Raw genomic sequence first — 23,612 nt, 5'->3', positions numbered from 1 at the left:
ATTAGACCTCCACTTTGTAACCGACTCCCCAAACGGTTTCAATTACCTTTTCACCATCTGTTGCTTCTTCGATCTTGTCTCGCAAGTGACTCACATGAACCATTACTGTTTTGGCTGAAACGACACTTTCTTGACGCCATACTTTTTCAAAAATTTCATTAGCTGAAAAAACACGATTTGGATGAGTAGCTAATAAATGTAAAATACCAAATTCTAGAGCTGTTAATTGAATTTTTTTGCCAGCTTGTGTTTTAACTTCGTGTGAATCTTTATTAATTTCAAGTGGTCCTACTTTTAAGATAGCAGGTTCTGATGCGGTCACTTTCTTTTCACTACGGCGTAGTAATGATCTTACACGTGCCATAACTTCAAGTGGATTGAAAGGTTTTGAGACATAGTCATCTGCACCAGTAATCAAACCTTTGATTTTATCCATATCCGCCGTTTTAGCTGAAACGACAATAATTGGAATATCTGAATCACGTCTAACTTGTTTAATCACGTCAATCCCGCTCATGTTAGGCATCATAATATCTAAAATCATTAATCCGATTTCAGACGATAAGGTGCTTAATTTTGATACCGCCTCTTGGCCATTATGTGCTGCAACAGGCTCATAACCTTCGTTCTTTAAGTAGATACTAAGTAGTTCTACAATTTCTTTATCATCATCAACGACTAAAATTTTCAATTTTTAGACCTCTTTTCATTTTTAGTAAATTACAACAGGTGTTCCCATAGCTACATCTGCATAAACTTTGGGCATCACACTTGGTGAAATATTGATACAGCCGTGGGAGCCATGAGTTTGATACCAAGTGCCACCAAATTTAGGCTGCCAATTAGCATCATGCAAACCAACACCGGTGTTATCAATAGGCATCCAGTAGTTAACTGGTGAAGCATATGGACTACCGTCATTGTTAAGACCTCTAAGTACTGCGTTTTGTTGTTTTGACCAAACAGCCCAAACACCTTTTGGTGTGTCTTGACCTGGAAGTCCTGTCACAACATCTGTTGTTAAAACAAGTTGACCTTGTTTATAAATCCAAAGTTTTTGTGACGCAATATTTACTTCAACATATGTGTCACCAATGTCAGTTCCACTAGTGTTGTACCCAGAACCCGAAATCTTAGGCTGTCTTGAGAATTTATTACCATTCAAAATATCTTGTTTTAGTTGGCTCAACTCTGATTCAACGTTAATACTCCACCCGTATGTTCCTGCAGGAACAGTTACGACTGCACCTGATGTTGTCTTAAAGATTCTTGATTTGTTCACTGTGCTATATTTTTGATTTAAACTTCTCAAGTAGGTTCTCATCGCTGTTTCATCAAAATTGATTTTGTTATCTTTGAAATTAACCCATGATAGCACAAGACTATTTGACACAACTTCTGTGTTATTACTAATTGTGTAAGCACCTGAAACATTAGCAACATTGTTTAATGTTTTTAGATTATTTTGTAAATCTGTATTATCAGAAGTTACAGTAGGCTTAATGTATTGATCATTCAGCTGGATATTTTGATTACCAGATTGGATATTTTCAAAAATATAAGTCATAACATTATCAACGTTGAATTGATTCCCTTGTGTTTCAGATACAAGCTGAAAACCTTGGTTACCAGTTCTTTGGATGCTTGCATTTTTGGATTCAGTACGGATTTGATTTTCTTTGTTCAAAAGATTTGATAAGTAGCTTTTAGCTGACGCTTCATCGAATCCTTGATTTTGTGTTGCATTTACTGTCTGGCTAGTTTTAAATAACCACGGATTTTGCTGCGTCATGCGTGCTGTTAAATCACTATTGTAATCAACTTTCAATCCAATGTCTTTTCCAGTAAACTGGCCAACCACTTTATCCCCATCACGTAATGTGTAAGTGGTTTCATTTAGTTTGTTTGTCAACTTAGCCTCAGCTTGATCTTTTGTTAATTGACCAATTGATTGGCCATAAACTGTTGTTCCTGGTAAGAATCGACTACTATAATATGAACCGAATCCTATATAAACAACTAATAGACTAAATAAAAAAACAAAAACCCCTATTTTTAACTTATTTGCTTTCTTCATATGTATACCTCACTATTATTACTTAATCACTCATTATTAGTTCATTATATACTAGTTTGGTTTGACCTATCAATCAATCGCCCTAAAACAAAAGAAAAACTAAAATAAAAAAGCGGACAACAGCCTATGTTGTCCGCTTTTTGTTGGTATTATTGTACCCAACCTAATGTTTGTAAAATCAAGAATATGTTTAATCCAGTTAGAATAATTGCAACTAGACTAGAAGTAATAGTAACCCATTTTTTATTCACAAAAGGTCCCATAATTTTCTTATTAGCTGTAAACATCACTAATGGAATAATTGAAACAGGTAATGCAATACTTAAAAATACTTGTGAAAAGACCAATAAGTCCTCGATTTTTGCTTCGTTACTGTGATAAATAATGGCAAAAATCAAAACAGGAATAACTGAAATTAATCGTGTGATCACACGTCTAGCCCACATTGGCATTTTTAAGTGAATGAAACCTTCCATTACGATTTGACCAGATAATGTTCCGGTAATCGTTGAGTTTTGTCCTGAGGCTAATAAGGCTACCGCAAACAACACACTCAAGATAGGGCTGGCAATAACACCTGCAACTTGAGGATTTTGAAGTGCATTGTATAGTTCAGAGAATGTCCCTAAATCAGTTTGCGCACCATAGAAAAGAGCTGCACCTAGTAGCAATAGTAATGTGTTAACTACAAAAGCTACTGATAGTTGAATATTTGAATCTAGTACTGTAAATTTAATTGCACGTCTTTTTTCTTCAATATTATTACGATCATATTGTCTAGCTTGTGCAATGGAAGAGTGTAAGTATAAGTTATGTGGCATAACTGTTGCCCCAACAATACCTAAAGCGATATAGAAAGCACCTTTGTTTGTCACAACTTCTGGTTGAGGAATGTATCCTGCAAACATTGCACCAACATCAGGTCTAGCTAAAATAACTTCATAAAGGAAAATAACCAAAATAGACACAATCAAAGCGCCAACAATTGCTTCGATTTTTCGAAAACCAAGTTTCATTAATAGCAATAGCAACATGACATCTAGTGTCGTTAAAAATATACCAACAATTAAAGGTAAATTGAATAACAATTTCAGCGCAATCGCAGCACCCACAATTTCGGCAATATCAGTCGCCATAATTGCAAGTTCTGTAATAATCCAAAGTGTATAACGTAGCCATGTTGGTGAGTGTTTAGCGGTTGCTTGCGCCAAATCAAGACCACTCGCAATTCCAAGTCTTGCAGACATAGCTTGTAATAACATCGCAATTAAGCTCGAAATCAAAATAACACTTAATAGTGTGTATTGATATTGAGCTCCCCCAGCAATAGATGTTACCCAGTTACCTGGATCCATATAGCCAACAGCAACTAAGGCTCCTGGTCCACTAAAAGCAAATAGTGTTCTCCAAAATCCACCTTTTTTAGGAACTGCTACTGTTCCATTAATTTCTTCAAGCGAAGGACCATCTGCGTAATGAAACATTTTGGTCTCTTCATTAGTCATCTTATCCCGTTCACTTTCTTCTTTACTCATTGAAGCTCCTCCTTAAAAAGTTAAATCTCATCTGTGATTCATAATACTCTTTTGTTAGGTGTTTGTACATAAAAAATTAGGCTTACTTAATTTTTTTATTTAATAGACAAAAAAATAACATGCACACGGCATGTTATCTTCTACCCGCATTAGTTGGATTAAGCGGACTATATTTAATATCGTAGTATTTTCTGAACCCGTAACGTACTGCAAACAAGATAACAGCTAAGATAATAAATCCGACCGCAGATGGTCTTGGATTAATAACAGCTGGCAAGTAAACGGTTAACGTTGTTAGTCCCATATAAATCAAAATGCAAAGTAGGAAATACAATAATAATTTCCATAATTTAGGTCGTTCTGATTTTGGCTTTTGCATCACAATATTGTAGTAAGGCATCATAACCCCAAACAAGATTGCAATCATCAAAATACTCAAAACGCCAAACTGATTGGATTCTGGGCGACTTGACGTAAATAACGACATAATTCCAAGCAATGCCGCAAACATCACACCATAGAATAATCCTGAATCAACTGCTAGTTGCCAGTAAGGATAATCTGCATAACTTGCCCCTTCTGGTCTTGCTTTTTTGTTGAGCAATTGATTAGCAAATTGACTAGCTGGACCGTATAATTTATTAGCCGGTCTACCTTTTCGTTGTTCTTGAACAATTTCTTCTAAATGTTCGTTCACTTTTTCTTGTGCTTGATCAGCAGTTAATTTTTGCGCTTGCAAAAACTTTTCTACGCGATAGATATATTCTTCATTACGTTTTGTTAGTTCAGCTCTTAGCGCTTTAAAATCAACTGTTTTGGGTTCTTCTTTTTGAGATTGTGCCAACAGAAATCGCTCCTTATATTTGATTAGACGTTAAATCTAAATTCGATAATATCGCCATCTTCAACAACATATTCTTTACCTTCTAGACGCATACGTCCAGCTTCTTTAACTTTTTGCATGGATTCGTATTTGTCTAAGTCATCAAAAGCGACAACTTCAGCACGAATGAATCCACGTTCAAAGTCTGAGTGAATAACTCCAGCAACTTGTGGGGCTTTCATACCTTTCTTGAATGTCCAAGCACGTGTTTCTTTTTCACCAGCTGTAAAGAATGTTTGTAGTCCTAGCAAGTAGTAAGCAGCTTTAATTAAGCGATCTAGACCTGATTCAGTCACACCTTCAGCTTCTAAGAATTCTTGACGTTCATCTTCATCTAGCGTTGCAATTTCTTCTTCAGTTTTAGCAGAAATTGCTAAAGCATCGGCACCTTCATTGTTTGCATATTCTTTAATTAACTTGAAGTATTCAACATCTTCAGGATTAGCCATGTTTTCTTCAGCAATATTACCTACATAAATAATTGGTTTTGAAGTTAATAGGAAAAGACCTTTAACAATTTTTTGCTCTTCTTCAGTGAATTCGATTGAACGAACAGATCCACCTTCTTCAAGAACTGGTTTGATTTTGTTTAGAACTTCAAGTTCAGCTAAAGCATCTTTATCTTTTGTACGAGCAACTTTTTCAACTTTACCTAAACGTTTTGTAACGCTATCTAAATCAGACAAGCTTAACTCTAAGTTGATTGTTTCGATGTCTTCAATTGGGTCAACTTTACCAGTAACACTTGTAATATTGTCATCATCAAATGCACGGACAACGTGCACAATCGCATCCACTTGGCGAATGTTTTCTAAGAATTTGTTTCCTAGTCCTTCACCCTTACTTGCACCCTTTACAAGACCTGCAATATCTGTAAATTCAAAAGTTGTCTTGATAATTTTTTTAGCGGGGATTAAATCAGTAATACGGTTTAAACGATCATCGGGAACTTCAACCATCCCAACGTTTGGATCAATTGTCGCAAATGGGTAGTTTGCCATTTCCGCTCCTGCTTTTGTAATTGCGTTAAAAAGTGTTGATTTACCAACGTTAGGTAAACCTACGATTCCTGCTGTTAATGCCATGAATAAAAATTCTCCTTCTATATTTTTGGTTGTTGTAATTGGTCAAGTGTCACGTAATGTGATTCCTGTTCAATTTTAACATCGGGTTGTTTGGTTGCGATTTTTTTCAAGCGTTTCGAAAAATCTCGGCGAGGCATCATAATAATATGCCCACACCCCATACAACAAATTTTGATATCTGCACCTAGTCGAATCACTTCAAATCGATTTTGACCACATGCATGTGACTTTTTCATTGTCACTAAATCGCCTAATTCAAACATATATACCACCTATATTTAATCAATTGAAATATCTAAAATGTCTAAAATTCGATTTAAATCTTCTGTTGATAAGTAGTCGATTTGGATTTTACCTCGACCACTTTTATCTGATTTAATCACAACTTGTGACCCAAATTTGTCTTCAAGTTTCTTTTCGCTTGAAATCACAAATGGTGATTTTTTGGCAATTGCTGCTTTTTTTGTTTTTTGACTTTGTTCATTAAGTTGTTGAACTAATGCCTCTAAACGACGAACGGTCATGCCTTCAGACGCTGCTTTTTTAGCCAGTAAATCAATTTTCTTTTTGTCTTTTAAACCAAGTAAGGTTCTAGCTTGCCCCATTGAAATCTTTTCAGATTGTAATAGCTGTTTAGTTGCAACAGGTAAGGCTAGCAATCTCAAATAGTTTGCGATGTATGGACGACTTTTACCTAATCGTTTGGACATTTCACCTTGTGTTAAGTTCAAATCATTTTGCAGAGTTTGGTAAGCTTGCGCCTCTTCAAGTGGCGTCAAGTTTTCACGTTGTAAGTTTTCAAGTACCGCAATTTCCATCATTTGACTTTCGTCAAGTTGACGAACGATAGCTGGTATTGTTTCTTTTTTGGCTAATTTACTAGCACGTAAACGTCTTTCACCTGCAACTAGATCATAACCACTAACGCTTTTTCTAACGATAACGGGTTGAAAAACACCATTTAAGGCAATTGACTCTGCTAATTCTTTTAAAGCAACTTGATCAAAAGTTTTTCTGGGTTGATAAGGATTAGGTCGAATATTATCGACTTTGATTTCTTCTACGTTTTCGTTTGAATCCGCATTATCGAAATCAGAAAAAATAGCATCGATTCCGCGTCCTAATCCAGATTGTCTTTTATCCTTCATTGGCCGAAAGCACTTCCTTTGCTAGTTCTTGATATACCAGTGTACCACGTGATCGTTTATCGTAATCAATAATCGCCTGTCCATAACTTGGTGCCTCAGCAAGGCGTGCGATTCGTGGGATAATTGTTTTGTAAACTTTATCCCCAAAGTAAGTTTTCACTTCTTGAATCACTTCCGCCCCTAAATTGGTTCTAGCATCATACATTGTCATTAAAACCCCTTCAACACCGAGTGCTTTGTTGAAGTGTTTTTGAACTAAGCGAATAGTATTAAGTAATTGACTCAATCCTTCTAAAGCATAGTACTCGCTTTGAACAGGAATTAAAATAGTATGACTAGCTGTAAATGCATTAATCGACAATTGACCTAAAGAAGGCGGACAATCGATTAAAATATAATCATACTTGTCGATAACTTCATCAATTCCATTTTTCAATCGTGTTTCTCTTGCCATTAATGAAATCAGTTCAGTTTCAGCCCCTGCTAGTTGAATCGTTGCGGGTACCAAATCTAAGTTTTTATGAGAAGTTTGATGAATCGTATCCACAAGTGGGACTTCATTAATCAACACGTCATAAACATCTTGTTCAACATCTGCCGGTGAAACGCCTAAGCCACTGGTCGCATTACCTTGTGGATCAGTATCGACAATCAACACGCGTTGGTTTTCATCTGCCAAACTGGCTCCCAAGTTAATGGTCGTCGTTGTCTTGCCAACACCACCTTTTTGATTAGCAACTGATATAATATGTGCCATAAAAAATAATCACCTTACCCCTTATCTAATTCAATGACAATTTTGTAATTACCTGAATCTTCAGATTCTTCATAGCGAACTTTTGTCCCGGTTTGTTCAACTAAATTAATCGTTTTCTTAATTGTATTAATTGGTACTTTTAGATTACGTGCGGTTTTAAGTTGCACATTTTTCTTAGCCTTACTATACAAATTAGTAGCTTGTTGTGGATGATCTAAAAAGTCTTTAACTAATTGTCTAGACTGCTCAACTGTTAAATTATCCTCTATAATAGTTTGAGCTAGCTGATTTTGTTGGTCTGCATTTAAACTTATTAAAGTTCTCGCATGATTTTGTGTGAGTTTTTGAGTAACCACATAATTTTGAATTTCAGGTGAAACGCGTAATAACGATAATTTTGCTGAAATGTAAGATTGTGTTTTACCCAAATAGTTTGCCAACTTAATTTGGGTTAAATCATACTTATCTAGTAACCGTTGATACGATTTAGCTTCTTCTATTGGATTGAGTGGTTCTGTTTGAAAGTTCCCAATAATTGACAATGTTGCGGCTTGAAAATCATCAAACTCATCGATAATAGCTGGAATTTTATCCCAATCAAGTAGCTTTGCTGCCCGAATTCGATGCTCTCCTGAAATAACTTCGTAACTATTTTCTGCTAAAGTTCTCACGACAATAGGTTGAAGCAAACCATAACTTTGCATTGTATTTGCTAGTTCTTCAAGCATCACTTGATCAAACTCTTCATGAGGTTGAAAAGGATTTGATTTAATCTGACTGACTGGCAAATGGTCAATATATTTTCTGTTTTCGATTTTATTTTCTGGTTCTTTTTGCTGCTGTTTTTTTCTCCTAAAAAAAGAAATACCCATGATCATGCTCCTATAAAGGTTTTCTAGTTGGTGTCCCTGCTTTTCTTGGGTAAGCTTTAGGTATTTGGCCAACTTTTTGAATTAAAGTAAGCGCTCTTGGTTCGTCACTTAACGGTAGACTAATTTCTAAATTATCAACTAGCTTGCCGTTCAACAAATCTAAAGCTCTTTTTGAATCTGCAATTTCTTCTAAGCTGCTTGAGCCTTTTAATGCTACCATGTAACCATTTGGTTTCACAAATGGTAAACAGTACTCACTCAAGACGTTCAGTCTTGCCACTGCACGAGCCGTAGCCAAATCATATTGTTCACGATGATTTTGATCACGACCAATATCTTCTGCACGACCATGAACTAATGAAACATTATCTAGGCCTAATTCATCAACTAATTCGCTTAAAAACTTCAATCGCTTATTTAAAGAATCGACAATTGTCACTTCTAGTTCTGGTTGCAGAATTTTCATTGGAATAGAAGGAAAACCTGCGCCTGCACCAATATCGGCTAGCTTTTTAGACCCTTGAAAATAATCTTTAAAATGAATAAGTGGTGTAATTGAATCAAAAAAATGTTTCAAATAAACCCCTTCTTCATCAGTTATTGCTGTTAAGTTAACAGATTCATTAACTTCGACTAATTTTTTGAAATAATGATGAAATTGTTCGATTTGTGTTGGTGTCAAATCGAATCCATTTTTTTGTAGTTCGTTAACAAATTGTTCTGGATTCATAGTTCCTCCATAAATTATTTAATTTGTATTTTGTGTTAAAATTGATTAAAGCTATACCATTAATCATAACATTAATGCCGTCGTTTTTCGCTCAAAAATTAGAGTTTGTTACCAATTTAGGCAACAAAATTAAGGAGTTTTATCAATGATTTTAAGTATCATTATTCTAATCTATTTGATTTCTAAAATTTACAGTGGGTATAAAAAAGGATTTACTAACCGCTTGCTTTCTTATGTTGGTAAGATTGTAACGTTTGTCTTAGCACTTTTTCTACAAGCCCCAATTGGACAAATTGTCTTTCAACTAATCTATCACCAAGACATTCAAACAAGCAGTGATATTTCAAAAATATTAATTGCACGTTTCATTGCTTTCTTTGCTATTTTAATTATTGGTTACTTAATTATTATTTCTCTCAAGGCAATCACATCACCTATTACTAACTTTGCCCCAATTAAACTTGTAGATAGCCTAATTGGAATGGCTTTCAACTTTATTATTGGCTATGTTTTAGTATTTGTAATTGTTTCAATGCTTAACATTTTAAAAGTCGATTGGTTTATGAGCCAAGCAAGTCAAACACCCCTAATTGATTTCATCTTGCATCAAACACCAATTTTTACACAGCAAGTATTCAATGAAATATTTGCACATTTTAATTTTAAATAAACACACTAAAAAACTCTTAAGGTTTTCCTTAAGAGTTTTTCTTTTGTTCCAATTAATTTAAATACTGAGTTTGAACCCAAATATTTTTATCTGCAGAACCAATTCGAGTATATGAGATACCATCTGAAACTATTGTATCAAAAGTTGTAATAAAAGATTGACTTGGTGTGTAACTACCAAAAATTGCACGAGCTTGACCTTGGTTGTCAATCATCCAATTTTGAACACCATATCCTTTGACATAGTTAACTTCTTTTAATACAGGAGCTTGTAAATATTTCTTTTGAATCCATCTATTTTCACTAGCACTACCAATTCGAACATAGGTATCGCCATTAATTACACGTTCTTCATCTAAAACTTTAATCGTTTCACCTGTTGGAATTAAAGAATCTGAACCTGTCAAAGGTGTTGCTTGGTTATCCATAATAGTCCAAATACGTACACCATATCCAGGTACATAATGTACAGCTTGATAACTACCTGATTCAATGTATTGTGCTTGAATCCATTGATTACTATCTTTTGAATTAATTTGCACATATTTTATACCAGCAACAATTTTTTCATTAAATATCTTAACAGTAGTACCCGTTGGAATATAGACACCATTATCTTGAGTAAATGTTCCTTTTTCAGTCAAAATCCATTGCTGAACGCCATAACCTGGAACATAATGTACTTCTTTTGTCTTAGATTGATTTCTACTCTCCTCTAAGATACTTCTTATATCATTAAATGTTGTTGCTTGTTTAATTTTATTGATATAAAAGTCACTGTTTGGATAGTCTTTTACTTCATGAATAGCTTTTGATTTTTCATTTAACAATTGATTTTCAGCTGGGTTAGGATCATATATCGTACTATTGGATTTATGTTGTGCCACAATGTCCTCTACACCTAGATTTTTTAAATCAAGGATATTTTGCGATGTTAGGGCATTCTTGATATCATTCTTAACCTTTTCTGCCACAGTATTTACATTCTTACTTTGATCACTTTTTTCAATAGGACTTAATGTCTGATCTGCATCAATTGCTTTCAATGTTTCAATTGCTTGATTCTCAATTGCCTTAATGGCAGACGTTCTTTGTAGTTCCAAATTAGCTGTCTGATATTGTTTAATGATATTAGCTTTTCCATCATTAACTGCATTTGATATTGTCTGTGCATCAGTTGCTTTTTCAATAGCTGTTTTTGCATCTTCTCCAGCTTTTTGAGCGGCATTAATCTGCGTTGTTTTTTCTGCATCAGTTAAGCTATTATCACCACGAATTGCTGTTACAGTTGCATTCACTTGTTGATCAATATCTTCAGCTGCTTTTGTCTGCTGTTCTGAAACTGCTTTACCAGATTGATGAGCTGCTTTGATAACTGTTACACCTTGAGTTTGTGCATCTGCTATTTCTTGAGCTTTAGTTGCGGTATTAATTGCTGTCCTTGCTTCTTTTGCTCTATCACTTGCTGCCTTACTTTGTTTTGCTTTTTCAGCGTTATCCAAAGTACCATCTTTTTCAATGTCAGCTAGTGTTTGAGTTTCGGCTGCATCGATACTATCCAATGCCAATGCTTTTTTGCCATCTAAACTTCCTGGCTGATGTTGTTTGATAATATTAGCTTTTCCATCATTAGTTGCATTTGATATTGTCTGTGCATCAGTTGCTTTTTCAATAGCTGTTTTTGCATCTTCTCCCGCTTTTTTAGCTGCCTCAATTTGGGTTGCTTTTTCTGCATCAGTTAAGCTATTGTCACCAAGAATTGCTGTTACAGTAGTATTCACTTGTTGATCAATATCTCCAGTTGCTTTTGTCTTCCGGTCTGAAACTGCTTTGCCAGATTGATGAGCTGCTTTGATAACTGTTACACCTTGAGTTTGTGCATCTGCTATTTCTTGAGCTTTAGTTGCGGTATTGATTGCTGTCCTTGCTGCTTGTGCTCTATCACTTGCATCCTTACTTTGTTTTGCTTTTTCAGCGTTATCCAAAGTACCATCTTTTTCAATGTCAGCTAGTGTTTGAGTTTCGGCTGCATCGATACTATCCAATGCCAATGCTTTTTTGCCATCTAAACTTCCTGGCTGATATTGTTTGATAATATTAGCTTTTCCATCATTAGTTGCATTTGATATTGTCTGTGCATCAGTTGCTTTTTCAATAGCTGTTTTTGCATCTTCTCCAGCTTTTTGAGCGGCATTAATCTGCGTTGTTTTTTCTGCATCAGTTAAGCTATTGTCACCACGAATTGCTGTTACAGTAGTGTTTACTTGTTGATCAATATCAGCTGTAGCGTTTGTTTGCTGTTCTGAAACTGCTTTACCAGATTGATGAGCTGCTTTGATAACTGTTACACCTTGAGTTTGTGCATCTGCTATTTCTTGAGCTTTAGTTGCGGTATTGATTGCTGTCCTTGCTGCTTGTGCTCTATCACTTGCATCCTTACTTTGTTTTGCTTTTTCAGCGTTATCCAAAGTACCATCTTTTTCAATGTCAGCTAGTGTTTGAGTTTCGGCTGCATCGATACTATCCAATGCCAATGCTTTTTTGCCATCTAAACTTCCTGGCTGATATTGTTTGATAATATTAGCTTTTCCATCATTAGTTGCATTTGATATTGTCTGTGCATCAGTTGCTTTTTCAATAGCTGTTTTTGCATCTTCTCCAGCTTTTTGAGCGGCATTAATCTGCGTTGTTTTTTCTGCATCAGTTAAGCTATTGTCACCACGAATTGCTGTTACAGTAGTGTTTACTTGTTGATCAATATCTCCAGTTGCTTTTGTCTTCCGGTCTGAAACTGCTTTGCCAGATTGATGAGCTGCTTTGATAACTGTTACACCTTGAGTTTGTGCATCTGCTATTTCTTGAGCTTTAGTTGCGGTATTGATTGCTGTCCTTGCTGCTTGTGCTCTATCACTTGCATCCTTACTTTGTTTTGCTTTTTCAGCGTTATCCAAAGTACCATCTTTTTCAATGTCAGCTAGTGTTTGAGTTTCGGCTGCATCGATACTATCCAATGCCAATGCTTTTTTGCCATCTAAACTTCCTGGCTGATATTGTTTGATAATATTAGCTTTTCCATCATTAGTTGCATTTGATATTGTCTGTGCATCAGTTGCTTTTTCAATAGCTGTTTTTGCATCTTCTCCAGCTTTTTGAGCGGCATTAATCTGCGTTGTTTTTTCTGCATCAGTTAAGCTATTGTCACCACGAATTGCTGTTACAGTAGTGTTTACTTGTTGATCAATATCTCCAGTTGCTTTTGTCTTCCGGTCTGAAACTGCTTTGCCAGATTGATGAGCTGCTTTGATAACTGTTACACCTTGAGTTTGTGCATCTGCTATTTCTTGAGCTTTAGTTGCGGTATTGATTGCTGTCCTTGCTGCTTGTGCTCTATCACTTGCATCCTTACTTTGTTTTGCTTTTTCAGCGTTATCCAAAGTACCATCTTTTTCAATGTCAGCTAGTGTTTGAGTTTCGGCTGCATCGATACTATCCAATGCCAATGCTTTTTTGCCATCTAAACTTCCTGGCTGATATTGTTTGATAATATTAGCTTTTCCATCATTAGTTGCATTTGATATTGTCTGTGCATCAGTTGCTTTTTCAATAGCTGTTTTTGCATCTTCTCCAGCTTTTTGAGCGGCATTAATCTGCGTTGTTTTTTCTGCATCAGTTAAGCTATTGTCACCACGAATTGCTGTTACAGTAGTGTTTACTTGTTGATCAATATCAGCTGTAGCGTTTGTTTGCTGTTCTGAAACTGCTTTACCAGATTGATGAGCTGCTTTGATGACTGTTACACCTTGAGTTTGTGCATCTGCTATTTCTTGAGCTTTAGTTGCGGTATTGATTGCTGTCCTTGCTTCTTGTGCTCGGTCACTTGCATCCTTACTTTGTCTTGCTTTTTCAGCATTATCCAAAGTACCATCTTTTTCAATGTCAGCTAATACTTTTGCTTCTTGATCATTTATTGCTTTTACTGCTTTCGCTTGTTGATCCAATAGCGATTCACTATTAGTTTGATGTTGACTAGCAATTTGTGCTTTCCCTTGCATCGTTGCTGCAATAATTCCTTGCGCATTTTGTGCTGCCTTTATCGCATCTTCTGCTTTTTTGACTTCTGTATTTACTGCTGCGACTTGGTTAGCCTTTGTTGCGTCATCTAATGTCTTATCATCTGCAATATCTTTTAATGTTTGCGCTTTTTGAGCGTCAATTTGTGCCAAAGCATCTGTTTGTTGTTCAGAGACGCTCTTTTTAGATTGATGTTTGCTTTGAATTGCTGTGATTCCTGTATTTTGAGCATCTTTTACACTTTGTGCATTTTGAGCATCTTTTATCGCTTGTTGACTTGCTTCAACTTGTTTAGTTACTTCTGCTTTTTGCGCTGCTTTTTGTTCATTATTTAAAGTATCGTCAGTATCAATTGCACTATTGACTTTTGTTGCTTCGGCATTAATTGCAGCAATTGCAGCACTTCTTTGACTTTCTAATGTATTACCTTGTACATGTTGACTATCAATCTGTGTTTTTCCTTGCATCGTTGCTGCAATAATTCCTTGCGCATTTTGTGCTGCCTTTATCGCATCTTCTGCTTTTTTAGCTTCTGTATTTACTGCTGCGACTTGGTTAGCCTTTGTTGCGTCATCTAATGTCTTATCATCTGCAATATCTTTTAATGTTTGCGCTTTTTGAGCGTCAATTTGTGCCAAAGCATCTGTTTGTTGTTCAGAGACGCTCTTTTGAGATTGATGTTTGCTTTGAATTGCTGTGATTCCTGTATTTTGAGCATCTTTTATGCTTTGTGCATTTTGAGCATCTTTTATCGCTTGTTGACTTGCTTCAACTTGTTTAGTTACTTCTGCTTTTTGCGCTGCTTTTTGTTCATTATTTAATGTATCATCACTATCAATTGCACTATTGACTTTTGTTGCTTCGGCATTAATTGCATCAATTGCAGCACTTCTTTGACTTTCTAATGTATTACCTTGTACATGTTGACTATCAATCTGTGTTTTTCCTTGCATCGTCGCTGCAATAATTCCTTGCGCATTTTTGGCTGCCTTTATCGCATCTTCTGCTTTTTGAGCTTCTGTATTTACTGCTGCGACTTGGTTAGCTTTTGTTGCGTCATCTAATGTCTTATCATCTGCAATATCTTTTAATGTTTGCGCTTTTTGAGCTTCAATCTGTGCTAATGCATCCGTTTGTTGTTCAGAAACACTTTTTTGTGGTTGATGTTTACTTTGAATTGCTGTGATTCCTGTGTTTTGAGCATCCTTTATGCCTTGCGCATTTTTAGCTGCTTTTATTGCTTGCTTACTTGTTTCAACTTGTTTTGCTACTTCTGCCTTTTGCGCTGCTTTTTGTTCATTATTTAAAGTATCATCACTATCAATTGCGCTATTGACTTTTGTTGCCTCAGCATTAATTGCATCAATTGCCGCACTTCTTTGACTTTCTAATGTACTTCCTTGTACATGTTGACTATCAATTTGTGCTTTTCCTTGCATTGTTGCTGCAATAATTCCTTGCGCATTTTTAGCTGCTTTTATCGCATCTTCTGCTTTTTGAGCTTCTGTATTTACTGCTGCGACTTGGTTAGCTTTTATTGCGTCATCTAATGTCTTATCATCTGCAATATCTTTTAATGTTTGCGCTTTTTGAGCTTCAATCTGTGCTAATGCATCTGTTTGTTGTTCAGAAACACTCTTTTGTGGTTGATGTTTACTTTGAATTGCTGTGATTCCTGTATTTTGAGCATCTTTTATACCTTGCGCATTTTGAGCATCTTTTATCGCTTGCTTACTTGTTTCAACTTGTTTTGCTACTTCTGCCTTTTGCGCTGCTTTTTGTTCATTATTTAAAGTATCATCACTATCAATTGCGCTATTGACTTTTGTTGCCTCAGCATTAATTGCATCAATTGCCGCACTTCTTTGACTTTCTAATGTACTTCCTTGTACATGTTGACTATCAATTTGTGCTTTTCCTTGCATTGTTGCTGCAATAATTCCTTGCGCATTTTTAGCTGCTTTTATCGCATCTTCTGCTTTTTGAGCTTCTGTATTTACTGCTGCGACTTGGTTAGCTTTTATTGCGTCATCTAATGTCTTATCATCTGCAATATCTTTTAATGTTTGCGCTTTTTGAGCTTCAATCTGTGCTAATGCATCTGTTTGTTGTTCAGAAACACTCTTTTGTGGTTGATGTTTACTTTGAATTGCTGTGCTTCCTGTATTTTGAGCATCTTTTATACCTTGCGCATTTTGAGCATCTTTTATCGCTTGCTTACTTGTTTCAACTTGTTTTGCTACTTCTGCCTTTTGCGCTGCTTTTTGTTCATTATTTAAAGTATCATCACTATCAATTGCGCTATTGACTTTTGTTGCCTCAGCATTAATTGCATCAATTGCCGCACTTCTTTGACTTTCTAATGTACTTCCTTGTACATGTTGACTATCAATTTGTGCTTTTCCTTGCATTGTTGCTGCAATAATTCCTTGCGCATTTTTAGCTGCTTTTATCGCATCTTCTGCTTTTTGAGCTTCTGTATTTACTGCTGCGACTTGGTTAGCTTTTATTGCGTCATCTAATGTCTTATCATCTGCAATATCTTTTAATGTTTGCGCTTTTTGAGCTTCAATCTGTGCTAATGCATCTGTTTGTTGTTCAGAAACACTCTTTTGTGGTTGATGTTTACTTTGAATTGCTGTGATTCCTGTATTTTGAGCATCTTTTATACCTTGCGCTTTTTGAGCATCTTTTATCGCTTGCTTACTTGTTTCAACTTGTTTTGCTACTTCTGCCTTTTGCGCTGCTTTTTGTTCATTATTTAAAGTATCATCACTATCAATTGCGCTATTGACTTTTGTTGCCTCAGCATTAATTGCATCAATTGCCGCACTTCTTTGACTTTCTAATTCAAGTCGTGACTCTTGTCCCTTGTTGTATGCATATTGATAATCAGCAGTCCCATTAGTATAATCTGATGTTTTTGAATTAGGATTAGCATAACCTACTTTGGCAGCATCATACCCTAATTTAAAGTTAGACCCACTTACATATCTAGAATCTTTTTTAGGATCATAATCAAAATTATCTTTATTACTAAAAAATAATTGTATTCCTCTGTCTATTTCTAATCTATTTTTTTGAGAAATAACAGTATTAATTTGACTTTGAGTTAATGAAATATTGGCACTTGCATCACTAAGAATATATTTACCTTGTAATTTGTAATCATTCAACTTATTCAAATCAAAACCACTAGGCAATGTAATAGTGAATGGAATTAATGCTCCATCACTATATGCGGGGTTATTTTTTAATTTTAAATTATAAATAGATTTGTCTGTCTTATTTTCATCATTTGAGTATTGAGGGCTAAATACAGCATTATTATTCTTATCTAAAACTTTGATATAAATATTATTATTAGCGTTGTTATAATTTGCATTCGATGAAGCAGTTTTAACTGCTCCATTCAACACATAATTTTCATCTTTATCCAAAGTAACATTAAAATCTTTATTAAATTCAAATGTAGGAACAGCGACAAATTCAACATACTTAGTTTGAGAACCATTTGTCGTAGAGTAATAGAAAGCCTGTTGATTCTGTCCTTCCATGTTATTACCTGTTGCATTTCCACCATTCATAGCAAATGTAATAGATGAGAAAGGTTTGTATACACCATCAACATTTACATTAATATTCGTTGAAGTTAAATTGCTTCCTCCAGAAAACAGTTTAGCTGTTTGAGAATTCATCTTTGTAATATCAAAACTTATTCCCTTATTACTTGGAGAGTCGATATTCAAGCCGTTACCATTTAACAAAGTTATACTGCCTGTTCCATCAGCTGCAGATATAGCCATACTTGATAATTGTTTAACATTAAGTCTACCTGTCAAGTTAACTAGCGTATTATTGCTATTTCCTAAATTTTTACCTGTCACATTAAATGACCCACCAGAAACATCAACTGTTCCACCAATGTAAACTCCTGCTGATGATGTATTTGATTGTGACATCGGACCATCTAGAATGACATCTAAAGTAGCGTTTTGTTCAATATTCACATTACCACTAGATAAATAAAACGCACCAGCTAAATTAGAAAATCCTCCTTTATTGTCTCTCATCACAGTATTGACTTGAGGCATAATTTTTAAAGTTGCATTTTTTCTAATATTAACATTACCATTGGGAATAAACATACCGTATCCCATTCCTGCAGTTGGCGAGCTAGAAGAGCCCCATGTTCCATCACCCATAGGTTTTAACTCCACAATAGCTCCTTCACCAATTTCAACATTACCACCACCATTTACATATAATGCAGTGCTATTAAATGTTGAGCCAATATAATGACTGCCCGGTGCAAATGTTAGTGAAGAAACTTCCATATTTTCTTGATTTCCTCCTGCATAAGGCAATGTTTGATTATAATTAACCTTAGCAGCTACATAATCTGGAGATTTGGAATCGTTTATTCCTGTATCTTTCTTAGGCCAATAATTTTGACCACCATTTACAGTAACATTATTTTTTACATAAACTTTAGTTCCTGTAGCACTGATTAATTGTGGACCAGTATAGGTAATATTATCGTATGTCAAACTACCACTACCACTATTTCTAGTAGGACCAAAGTAATTACCACCAAACATTGTAATATCTTTCATTGTGATATCACCAGTTATCGTGTTCAAAAAGCAGTAATTTGAATAATCTATAACTTTGTTTCGACCATCAATAGTTAAATTTGTATTAGTAAACGTTACTTCTTGCTCAGACTGAGGAGAATATTTTAACTTTTTCCCTTGATAAGTTGTCTCTGAAAATCCAGAAGTTTCTGGCAATTGCCATAAACTAATATTATTCATTATTTTTATAAATCTAGTTTTACTAGATTTATAGGCATTTCTTAATTGAGTCGCCGTTCTAATTAGTCTGCTTTGTGTATCTGAAAAATATTGTTTCCCTTGCGAATAAGCATCTTTGTAAATTGCAGAATCACTTGGTACTGCATCATTAATGTTGTTGTCTGTCCCTGTACCATCATTCGTCCCATCAATAAATCCTTGATAAGTCAAATTGTAAGCATCCATATATTCCTGTGTCATTGACTCATTGATACTTTTTCCTGTAACTTGATTATCTTTTAATGACTTAACATCTGACAAAGCATCTTGAATACCTTTCTGTGCCATAGATACTGATTCGGATCGAGGTTGAATTTCTAATGTCTCTGATGAATTTTCTACAGGTTTTTCATCAGTACTCTGCTTATCTTGCTTGCTTTCCGTTAATTTTGTAGAATCACTTTCGCTATTGCTACTAGAATTATCTTGTTGTGCTGATGTCTCTAAGTGCTGATCTTCTGCACGTACAGTAATTCCAGGTACAATTACTCCTGATAGTGATCCTAATAAAAAGAAACTAGAAAAAGAAACAACTATCCACTGTTTTTTCTTCTTTCGTAAAATCTTTTTCTCTTGTGTCTTTTCTAACTCTTTTTTGTTATACATATTGATCCCTCCAATTTTTGATATCAACTGCATTAAAATTATTAAAATTATTAAATAAAAATATAGTATTTTAATTTACTCTACATGTATAAAATACTATTTTCACATTCTATAAACAAATAATAGGGCTGCTATAGGCTATAGAATTATATAATGAAATTTTAAAAATAACACGTTATGAATATTCATTTTAGATAATCTTAAAAATAAAATAAACTATTCTTAGATATTTTTATTTTTAAGATTATTAACTATTAATAAATTTATTACTTTATGTCGATTTTTTGTTAAAAAAATATTAAAATAGAATTATAATGAAATTTAAGGAGCTTTTTAACATGATTAACAACTATCCACAGGTTTTAAGTATTGCAGGGTTTGATAGTGATGGTAGTGCCGGTATGCCTGCTGACCTCCACACATTTTTTGCACATCAGGTTTATGGAATGGGGATTTTGACTGCAGCCGTTGCAGGTAACTCTTACCAAATCGAAGATGCTACAATGATGCCACTGTCTTTCATTTCACAGCAATTCGACACACTAGCTAAAGATTTTGATATCCGTGCAAGTAAGACGGGTATGCTTTCAAGCAAAGAAATGATTAAAGTGGTCGTTGAAAAATATCAAGAAGTTAACTTTGGCCCATTAGTTGTTGATCCTGTTATTGTGACAAAACACGGTAACAAATTAATTGATGATGGTGCGATTGATTTCTTCAAAGAAAACTTAATCCCACTAGCTAAAGTGATTACACCTAATTATTTTGAAGCTCGTACTTTAACTAACCTAGAATTAAAAAATGATAAAGAAATCCATCAAGCTGCCAAATACTTACACGAGTTAGGGGCTAAAAATGTTATTATTAAGGGTAAACATCATAAAGAAGATGGCCCTGAACAAGTTAGAGATTTAGTTTCACTTGAAAATGGTGATATTTTCTGGCTAGAACATGACTACTTAGATACTAACCGTATTAACGGAACAGGTGATACACTTGCTGCAGCAATCACTAGTCACTTGGCATTAGGTGACAGTGTCAAAGAAGCCATTACTAAATCTGTTAACTTCACCCATGATGCGATTGCTCATGAAATTCAGGTTGGTCATCAATACGGTCCAATTAATCATTGGGCTGCAATGGATCGTTTAAATTAATACCCATTAGGAGAGGATTAACTTGACCCCAACTATCAAAATTGCTTACTTGTATGAAGACTTGATGAATACTTACGGTGACAGCGGTGATGTCAAAATCTTACGTTATTACTTAAACCAAAAAGGCTATGACGTTGTTGTTGATAACATTTCACTGGATACTCCAGAACTTGATACCACTCAATATGACTTCTTGTTCTTTGGTGGTGGCCAAGACTTTGAACAAACCGTTGTGGCTAAAGATATCCACCGTTTCTATGAGCCCATCAAAGAGTGGGTTGAACAAGCTAACCCGATGCTTGGCGTTTGCGGTGGTTATCAATTTTTAGGTACACACTATCAAATGGCTAGTAACGAAACCATCACCTGTTTAGGTATTTTGCCTTTTCACACGGTCTTTCGTCCTGAAGCCCGCATGATTGGGGATACAAAGTTTGAGACACCATTTGGCGAAGCTATCGCTTTTGAGAATCACTCTGGATGTACTTATTTTGATGATGACTCACTCAATCCACTCGGTAAAATGATTGAAGGTTACGGTAATAATCCCGAAGATAGTAATGAAGGTCTTTTATATAAGAATACGATGGGGACTTATGCCCATGGTCCTATCCTGAAAAACTTAAATATTACAGAATTCTTTGTTGAAAAAATTATTGATCGATTTAATCAACGCACACAAAAAAACGTCTAACAAATTGTTAGACGTTTTTATTTTGCTTAAATTTATTATTTTTCGATTGAATTTACATAAGTATCTTCAATCCATTGTTGATCTGTACCTAAACGGTAGTAAGTGTGACCAAAGAATGTCTTCTTACCAAATACTCGCCATGAAGTATCTGGTTGAATTAATTGTTCCGTCATTTTACCTTCTGAATCACGTAAGAAGATTCCGTAAGGAACATTCCCAGCTGTTAAGGTACCTGAAACTGATTCTTCATGAGCTTCTGAGGCTTCGTGTAAGTATTGTTCTTGAATCCATTGGTTCTTATCATTTGCTAGTCGAACATATTTAACACCATCAACAACTTTAATATCATCTGTCAAATCAGTTTTATCATTGTTGTGTAAATATTCTGTAGATGGTTTCATTTTACCATCTTCAAATTTCCATTCTAATACGCCAACACCTTCAAAAACTTTAATCGCTTTTGTTGCTGCAATAGTTGGCTTTGTTGGAGTAGGTGTTGGGTAGTAAGTGCTATTGGTTGCTGGTATATTTTTTGACTGTTTCTTTTCTTGATCAACTTTTTGTTCAGCTTGGTTTTGTTCTTCTTCTTGAACTGTTAAATTTCCTTCTAGATTTCTAATTTGAGATTCTCTTTCTGGAATACTATGACGATATTTACTAATATTTGACATGTTTTGGTTATGGGCTTTTTTGGCTTCTTGGAACTCTGGAGATCTTTTTCTGTCTTCGTTTGACTTTCCTTCACCCAAACGTTGCTTTTCTGCTCTAGTTCTTTCAGCATCTTCTTCTAATCGAGCTAATTCTGATTTTTCATCTTCATTTTTTTGTTTTGCTTTTTCTAAATTCAGTTTTGTTTCTGCCACTTTCAATTTCTTTTGAGCTAGTTCTTTTTCCAATTCTGTCGCAGTTTCATTTGCTTGAACTGTATCATTATTTGCTTTTGCCTCGTTATATGAACTTTGCAAATTAAAAATTTGTTGTTCTTCTTTTTGTTTCTTTTCTTGATCAACTTTTTGTTCAGCTTGGTTTTGTTCTTCTTCTTGAACTGTTAAATTTCCTTCTAGATTTCTAATTTGAGATTCTCTTTCTGGAATACTATGACGATATTTACTAATATTTGACATGTTTTGGTTATGGGCTTTTTTGGCTTCTTGGAACTCTGGAGATCTTTTTCTGTCTTCGTTTGACTTTCCTTCACCCAAACGTTGCTTTTCTGCTCTAGTTCTTTCAGCATCTTCTTCTAATCGAGCTAATTCTGATTTTTCATCTTCATTTTTTTGTTTTGCTTTTTCTAAATTCAGTTTTGTTTCTGCCACTTTCAATTTCTTTTGAGCTAGTTCTTTTTCCAATTCTGTCGCAGTTTCATTTGCTTGAACTGTATCATTATTTGCTTTTGCCTCGTTATATGAACTTTGAGCACTATCCAAATTTGTTACTTGATCTGCCAACACAGTATTAGTTTTATGCACAGTATCTGGATTCGTTGTTATTCCAGCCATCCCCAATGCTACTGAACATGCCAATACGGCTACAAGTTTTGTTGATTTTGATTGATCTTTTTTCATTTAAAATATCCCCTTTTTATTTTTACTACAATTTACAAATACGACTCAATATAATTACTTATAATCTACCCACTTTTGTTTCGCTATATCTCCCCCATATAGTTTATTAGAAAACAATAATATACTTCTTAAGCATTCCATAATATTTTTAAAAAATCAAGAGGCAAAGGACAAATGATGATAATATAACTAATCAATTATAAAAAGCTTATGACAAATTGCCATAAGCTTTTTAGTTATATAATTTAACATAAGTATCTTCTAACCATTGTTGATTTGTACCTAGTTTATAGTAGGTATGACCAAAGAAAGTTTTAGTCGCAAATACTCGCCAAGTAGTCCCTGGATCAATAATCTGCTCAGTCATATTACCAAGGCTATCTCGCAAAAAGATTCCATAAGGAACATTTCCAGCTAACACTTTACCATGTGCAGGTGTTTCTGCAATATCAGCTGGATTTTGCAAATACTGTGCTTGAACCCAGTAGTTTTGATAAGGGTTGGCTAAATGTAAGTACTTAATCCCGTCAATCATTTGGTAATCACCATAATAAGGGATATAGTAATTATTTAACTGTACCTTATCAGAGGGTACCATACCTGCTGCGGTTAATTCCCAGATACGAGCCCCGTAACCGTTAAAATAATGAATAGTTGATGATTGTAGCTGCGGTTCAATAGATGTCGTTGATTGCTGATTATCATTTGCTTCTACTGCTGATGTAAACAAACCAGCAGCACTTACCGCTAGTAAAGCAGATGCAATTAATCCTAAAAGTTTTCGATAATTGTGATGCATAATTTAATCTCCTTAATCAATTATTACCCAACAATTATCCTAGCCTTTTGAGTACCTGTCAATAAGACAAATAAAAAACGATAACCTATCAAGGCTATCGTTTTTTAA

The 23,612-nt window shown here is 34.8% G+C and carries 16 protein-coding genes; 3 read left to right on the top strand and 13 right to left on the bottom strand.

All coding sequences use genetic code 11. The annotated features are described in order from the left end of the window. Position 1: 1 nt before the first annotated feature. The 10 genes from JNUCC72_RS00515 to rsmG form a co-directional block, all read right to left on the bottom strand. Complete coding sequence (locus tag JNUCC72_RS00515) at positions 2-691, bottom strand: response regulator (RefSeq protein ID WP_454143866.1); 690 nt, start codon at positions 689-691, stop codon at positions 2-4. A 21-nt stretch (positions 692-712) separates the two neighbouring features. After that, the gene (locus JNUCC72_RS00510; protein WP_454143864.1) at positions 713-2,077 is read right to left on the bottom strand and encodes a L,D-transpeptidase family protein; all 1,365 of its coding nucleotides are present in this window, start codon (positions 2,075-2,077) and stop codon (positions 713-715) included. Positions 2,078-2,226: 149 nt separating this feature from the next. Further along, positions 2,227-3,612, bottom strand: a complete 1,386-nt coding sequence (locus tag JNUCC72_RS00505) for an Nramp family divalent metal transporter (protein WP_454143862.1) — start codon at positions 3,610-3,612, stop codon at positions 2,227-2,229. A 133-nt stretch (positions 3,613-3,745) separates the two neighbouring features. Further along, complete coding sequence (locus JNUCC72_RS00500; RefSeq protein WP_454143860.1) at positions 3,746-4,456, bottom strand: DUF1129 family protein; 711 nt, start codon at positions 4,454-4,456, stop codon at positions 3,746-3,748. 23 nt (positions 4,457-4,479) lie between these two features. Further along, positions 4,480-5,580, bottom strand: a complete 1,101-nt coding sequence (ychF, locus tag JNUCC72_RS00495; protein WP_454143858.1) for a redox-regulated ATPase YchF — start codon at positions 5,578-5,580, stop codon at positions 4,480-4,482. A gap of 17 nt (positions 5,581-5,597) precedes the next feature. Further along, positions 5,598-5,843, bottom strand: coding sequence for a DUF951 domain-containing protein (locus JNUCC72_RS00490; RefSeq protein WP_454143856.1), 246 nt, complete (start codon positions 5,841-5,843; stop codon positions 5,598-5,600). Between the two features lie 15 nt (positions 5,844-5,858). Then, positions 5,859-6,728 carry a ParB/RepB/Spo0J family partition protein gene (locus JNUCC72_RS00485; RefSeq protein ID WP_454143854.1) on the bottom strand — a complete coding sequence of 290 codons (870 nt, stop codon included), beginning with the start codon at positions 6,726-6,728 and terminating at the stop codon, positions 5,859-5,861. Next, positions 6,718-7,485 (bottom strand): ParA family protein, encoded by a 768-nt coding sequence (locus JNUCC72_RS00480; RefSeq protein WP_339968259.1) that lies wholly within the window; start codon positions 7,483-7,485, stop codon positions 6,718-6,720. The genes JNUCC72_RS00485 and JNUCC72_RS00480 overlap by 11 nt, the downstream gene beginning before the upstream one ends. Before the next feature lie 14 nt (positions 7,486-7,499). Further along, on the bottom strand, positions 7,500-8,357 hold the full coding sequence (locus JNUCC72_RS00475) for a ParB/RepB/Spo0J family partition protein (protein WP_454143851.1): 858 nt from the start codon (positions 8,355-8,357) through the stop codon (positions 7,500-7,502). A 10-nt stretch (positions 8,358-8,367) separates the two neighbouring features. Further along, on the bottom strand, positions 8,368-9,087 hold the full coding sequence (rsmG, locus tag JNUCC72_RS00470; protein WP_454143849.1) for a 16S rRNA (guanine(527)-N(7))-methyltransferase RsmG: 720 nt from the start codon (positions 9,085-9,087) through the stop codon (positions 8,368-8,370). Positions 9,088-9,232: 145 nt separating this feature from the next. On the opposite strand from rsmG, the gene JNUCC72_RS00465 reads away from it, so the two are divergent. Next, entirely contained in the window at positions 9,233-9,757 is a 525-nt protein-coding gene (locus JNUCC72_RS00465; RefSeq protein ID WP_454143847.1) for a CvpA family protein, read from the top strand. Between the two features lie 52 nt (positions 9,758-9,809). Here the strand turns inward: JNUCC72_RS00465 and JNUCC72_RS00460 are convergent, their stop codons facing one another. Continuing rightward, on the bottom strand, positions 9,810-19,289 hold the full coding sequence (locus JNUCC72_RS00460; RefSeq protein ID WP_454143845.1) for a DUF1542 domain-containing protein: 9,480 nt from the start codon (positions 19,287-19,289) through the stop codon (positions 9,810-9,812). Between the two features lie 338 nt (positions 19,290-19,627). Here JNUCC72_RS00460 and thiD point away from each other — a divergent pair, with 338 nt between their 5' ends. Next, positions 19,628-20,446, top strand: a complete 819-nt coding sequence (gene thiD / locus JNUCC72_RS00455; protein ID WP_454143843.1) for a bifunctional hydroxymethylpyrimidine kinase/phosphomethylpyrimidine kinase — start codon at positions 19,628-19,630, stop codon at positions 20,444-20,446. 64 nt (positions 20,447-20,510) lie between these two features. Further along, complete coding sequence (locus JNUCC72_RS00450; protein ID WP_454144670.1) at positions 20,511-21,140, top strand: type 1 glutamine amidotransferase; 630 nt, start codon at positions 20,511-20,513, stop codon at positions 21,138-21,140. A gap of 35 nt (positions 21,141-21,175) precedes the next feature. Here JNUCC72_RS00450 and JNUCC72_RS00445 read toward each other — a convergent pair whose 3' ends face one another. Further along, on the bottom strand, positions 21,176-22,705 hold the full coding sequence (locus tag JNUCC72_RS00445) for a coiled-coil domain-containing protein (RefSeq protein ID WP_454143841.1): 1,530 nt from the start codon (positions 22,703-22,705) through the stop codon (positions 21,176-21,178). 232 nt (positions 22,706-22,937) lie between these two features. Further along, the gene (locus JNUCC72_RS00440) at positions 22,938-23,504 is read right to left on the bottom strand and encodes a hypothetical protein (RefSeq protein ID WP_454143839.1); all 567 of its coding nucleotides are present in this window, start codon (positions 23,502-23,504) and stop codon (positions 22,938-22,940) included. Positions 23,505-23,612: the final 108 nt, after the last annotated feature.

Source organism: Holzapfeliella sp. JNUCC 72 (genome assembly GCF_053668685.1).
The sequence above is the reverse complement of the archived record's forward strand: the minus strand, read 5'-3'. Positions and strand labels throughout refer to the sequence as shown.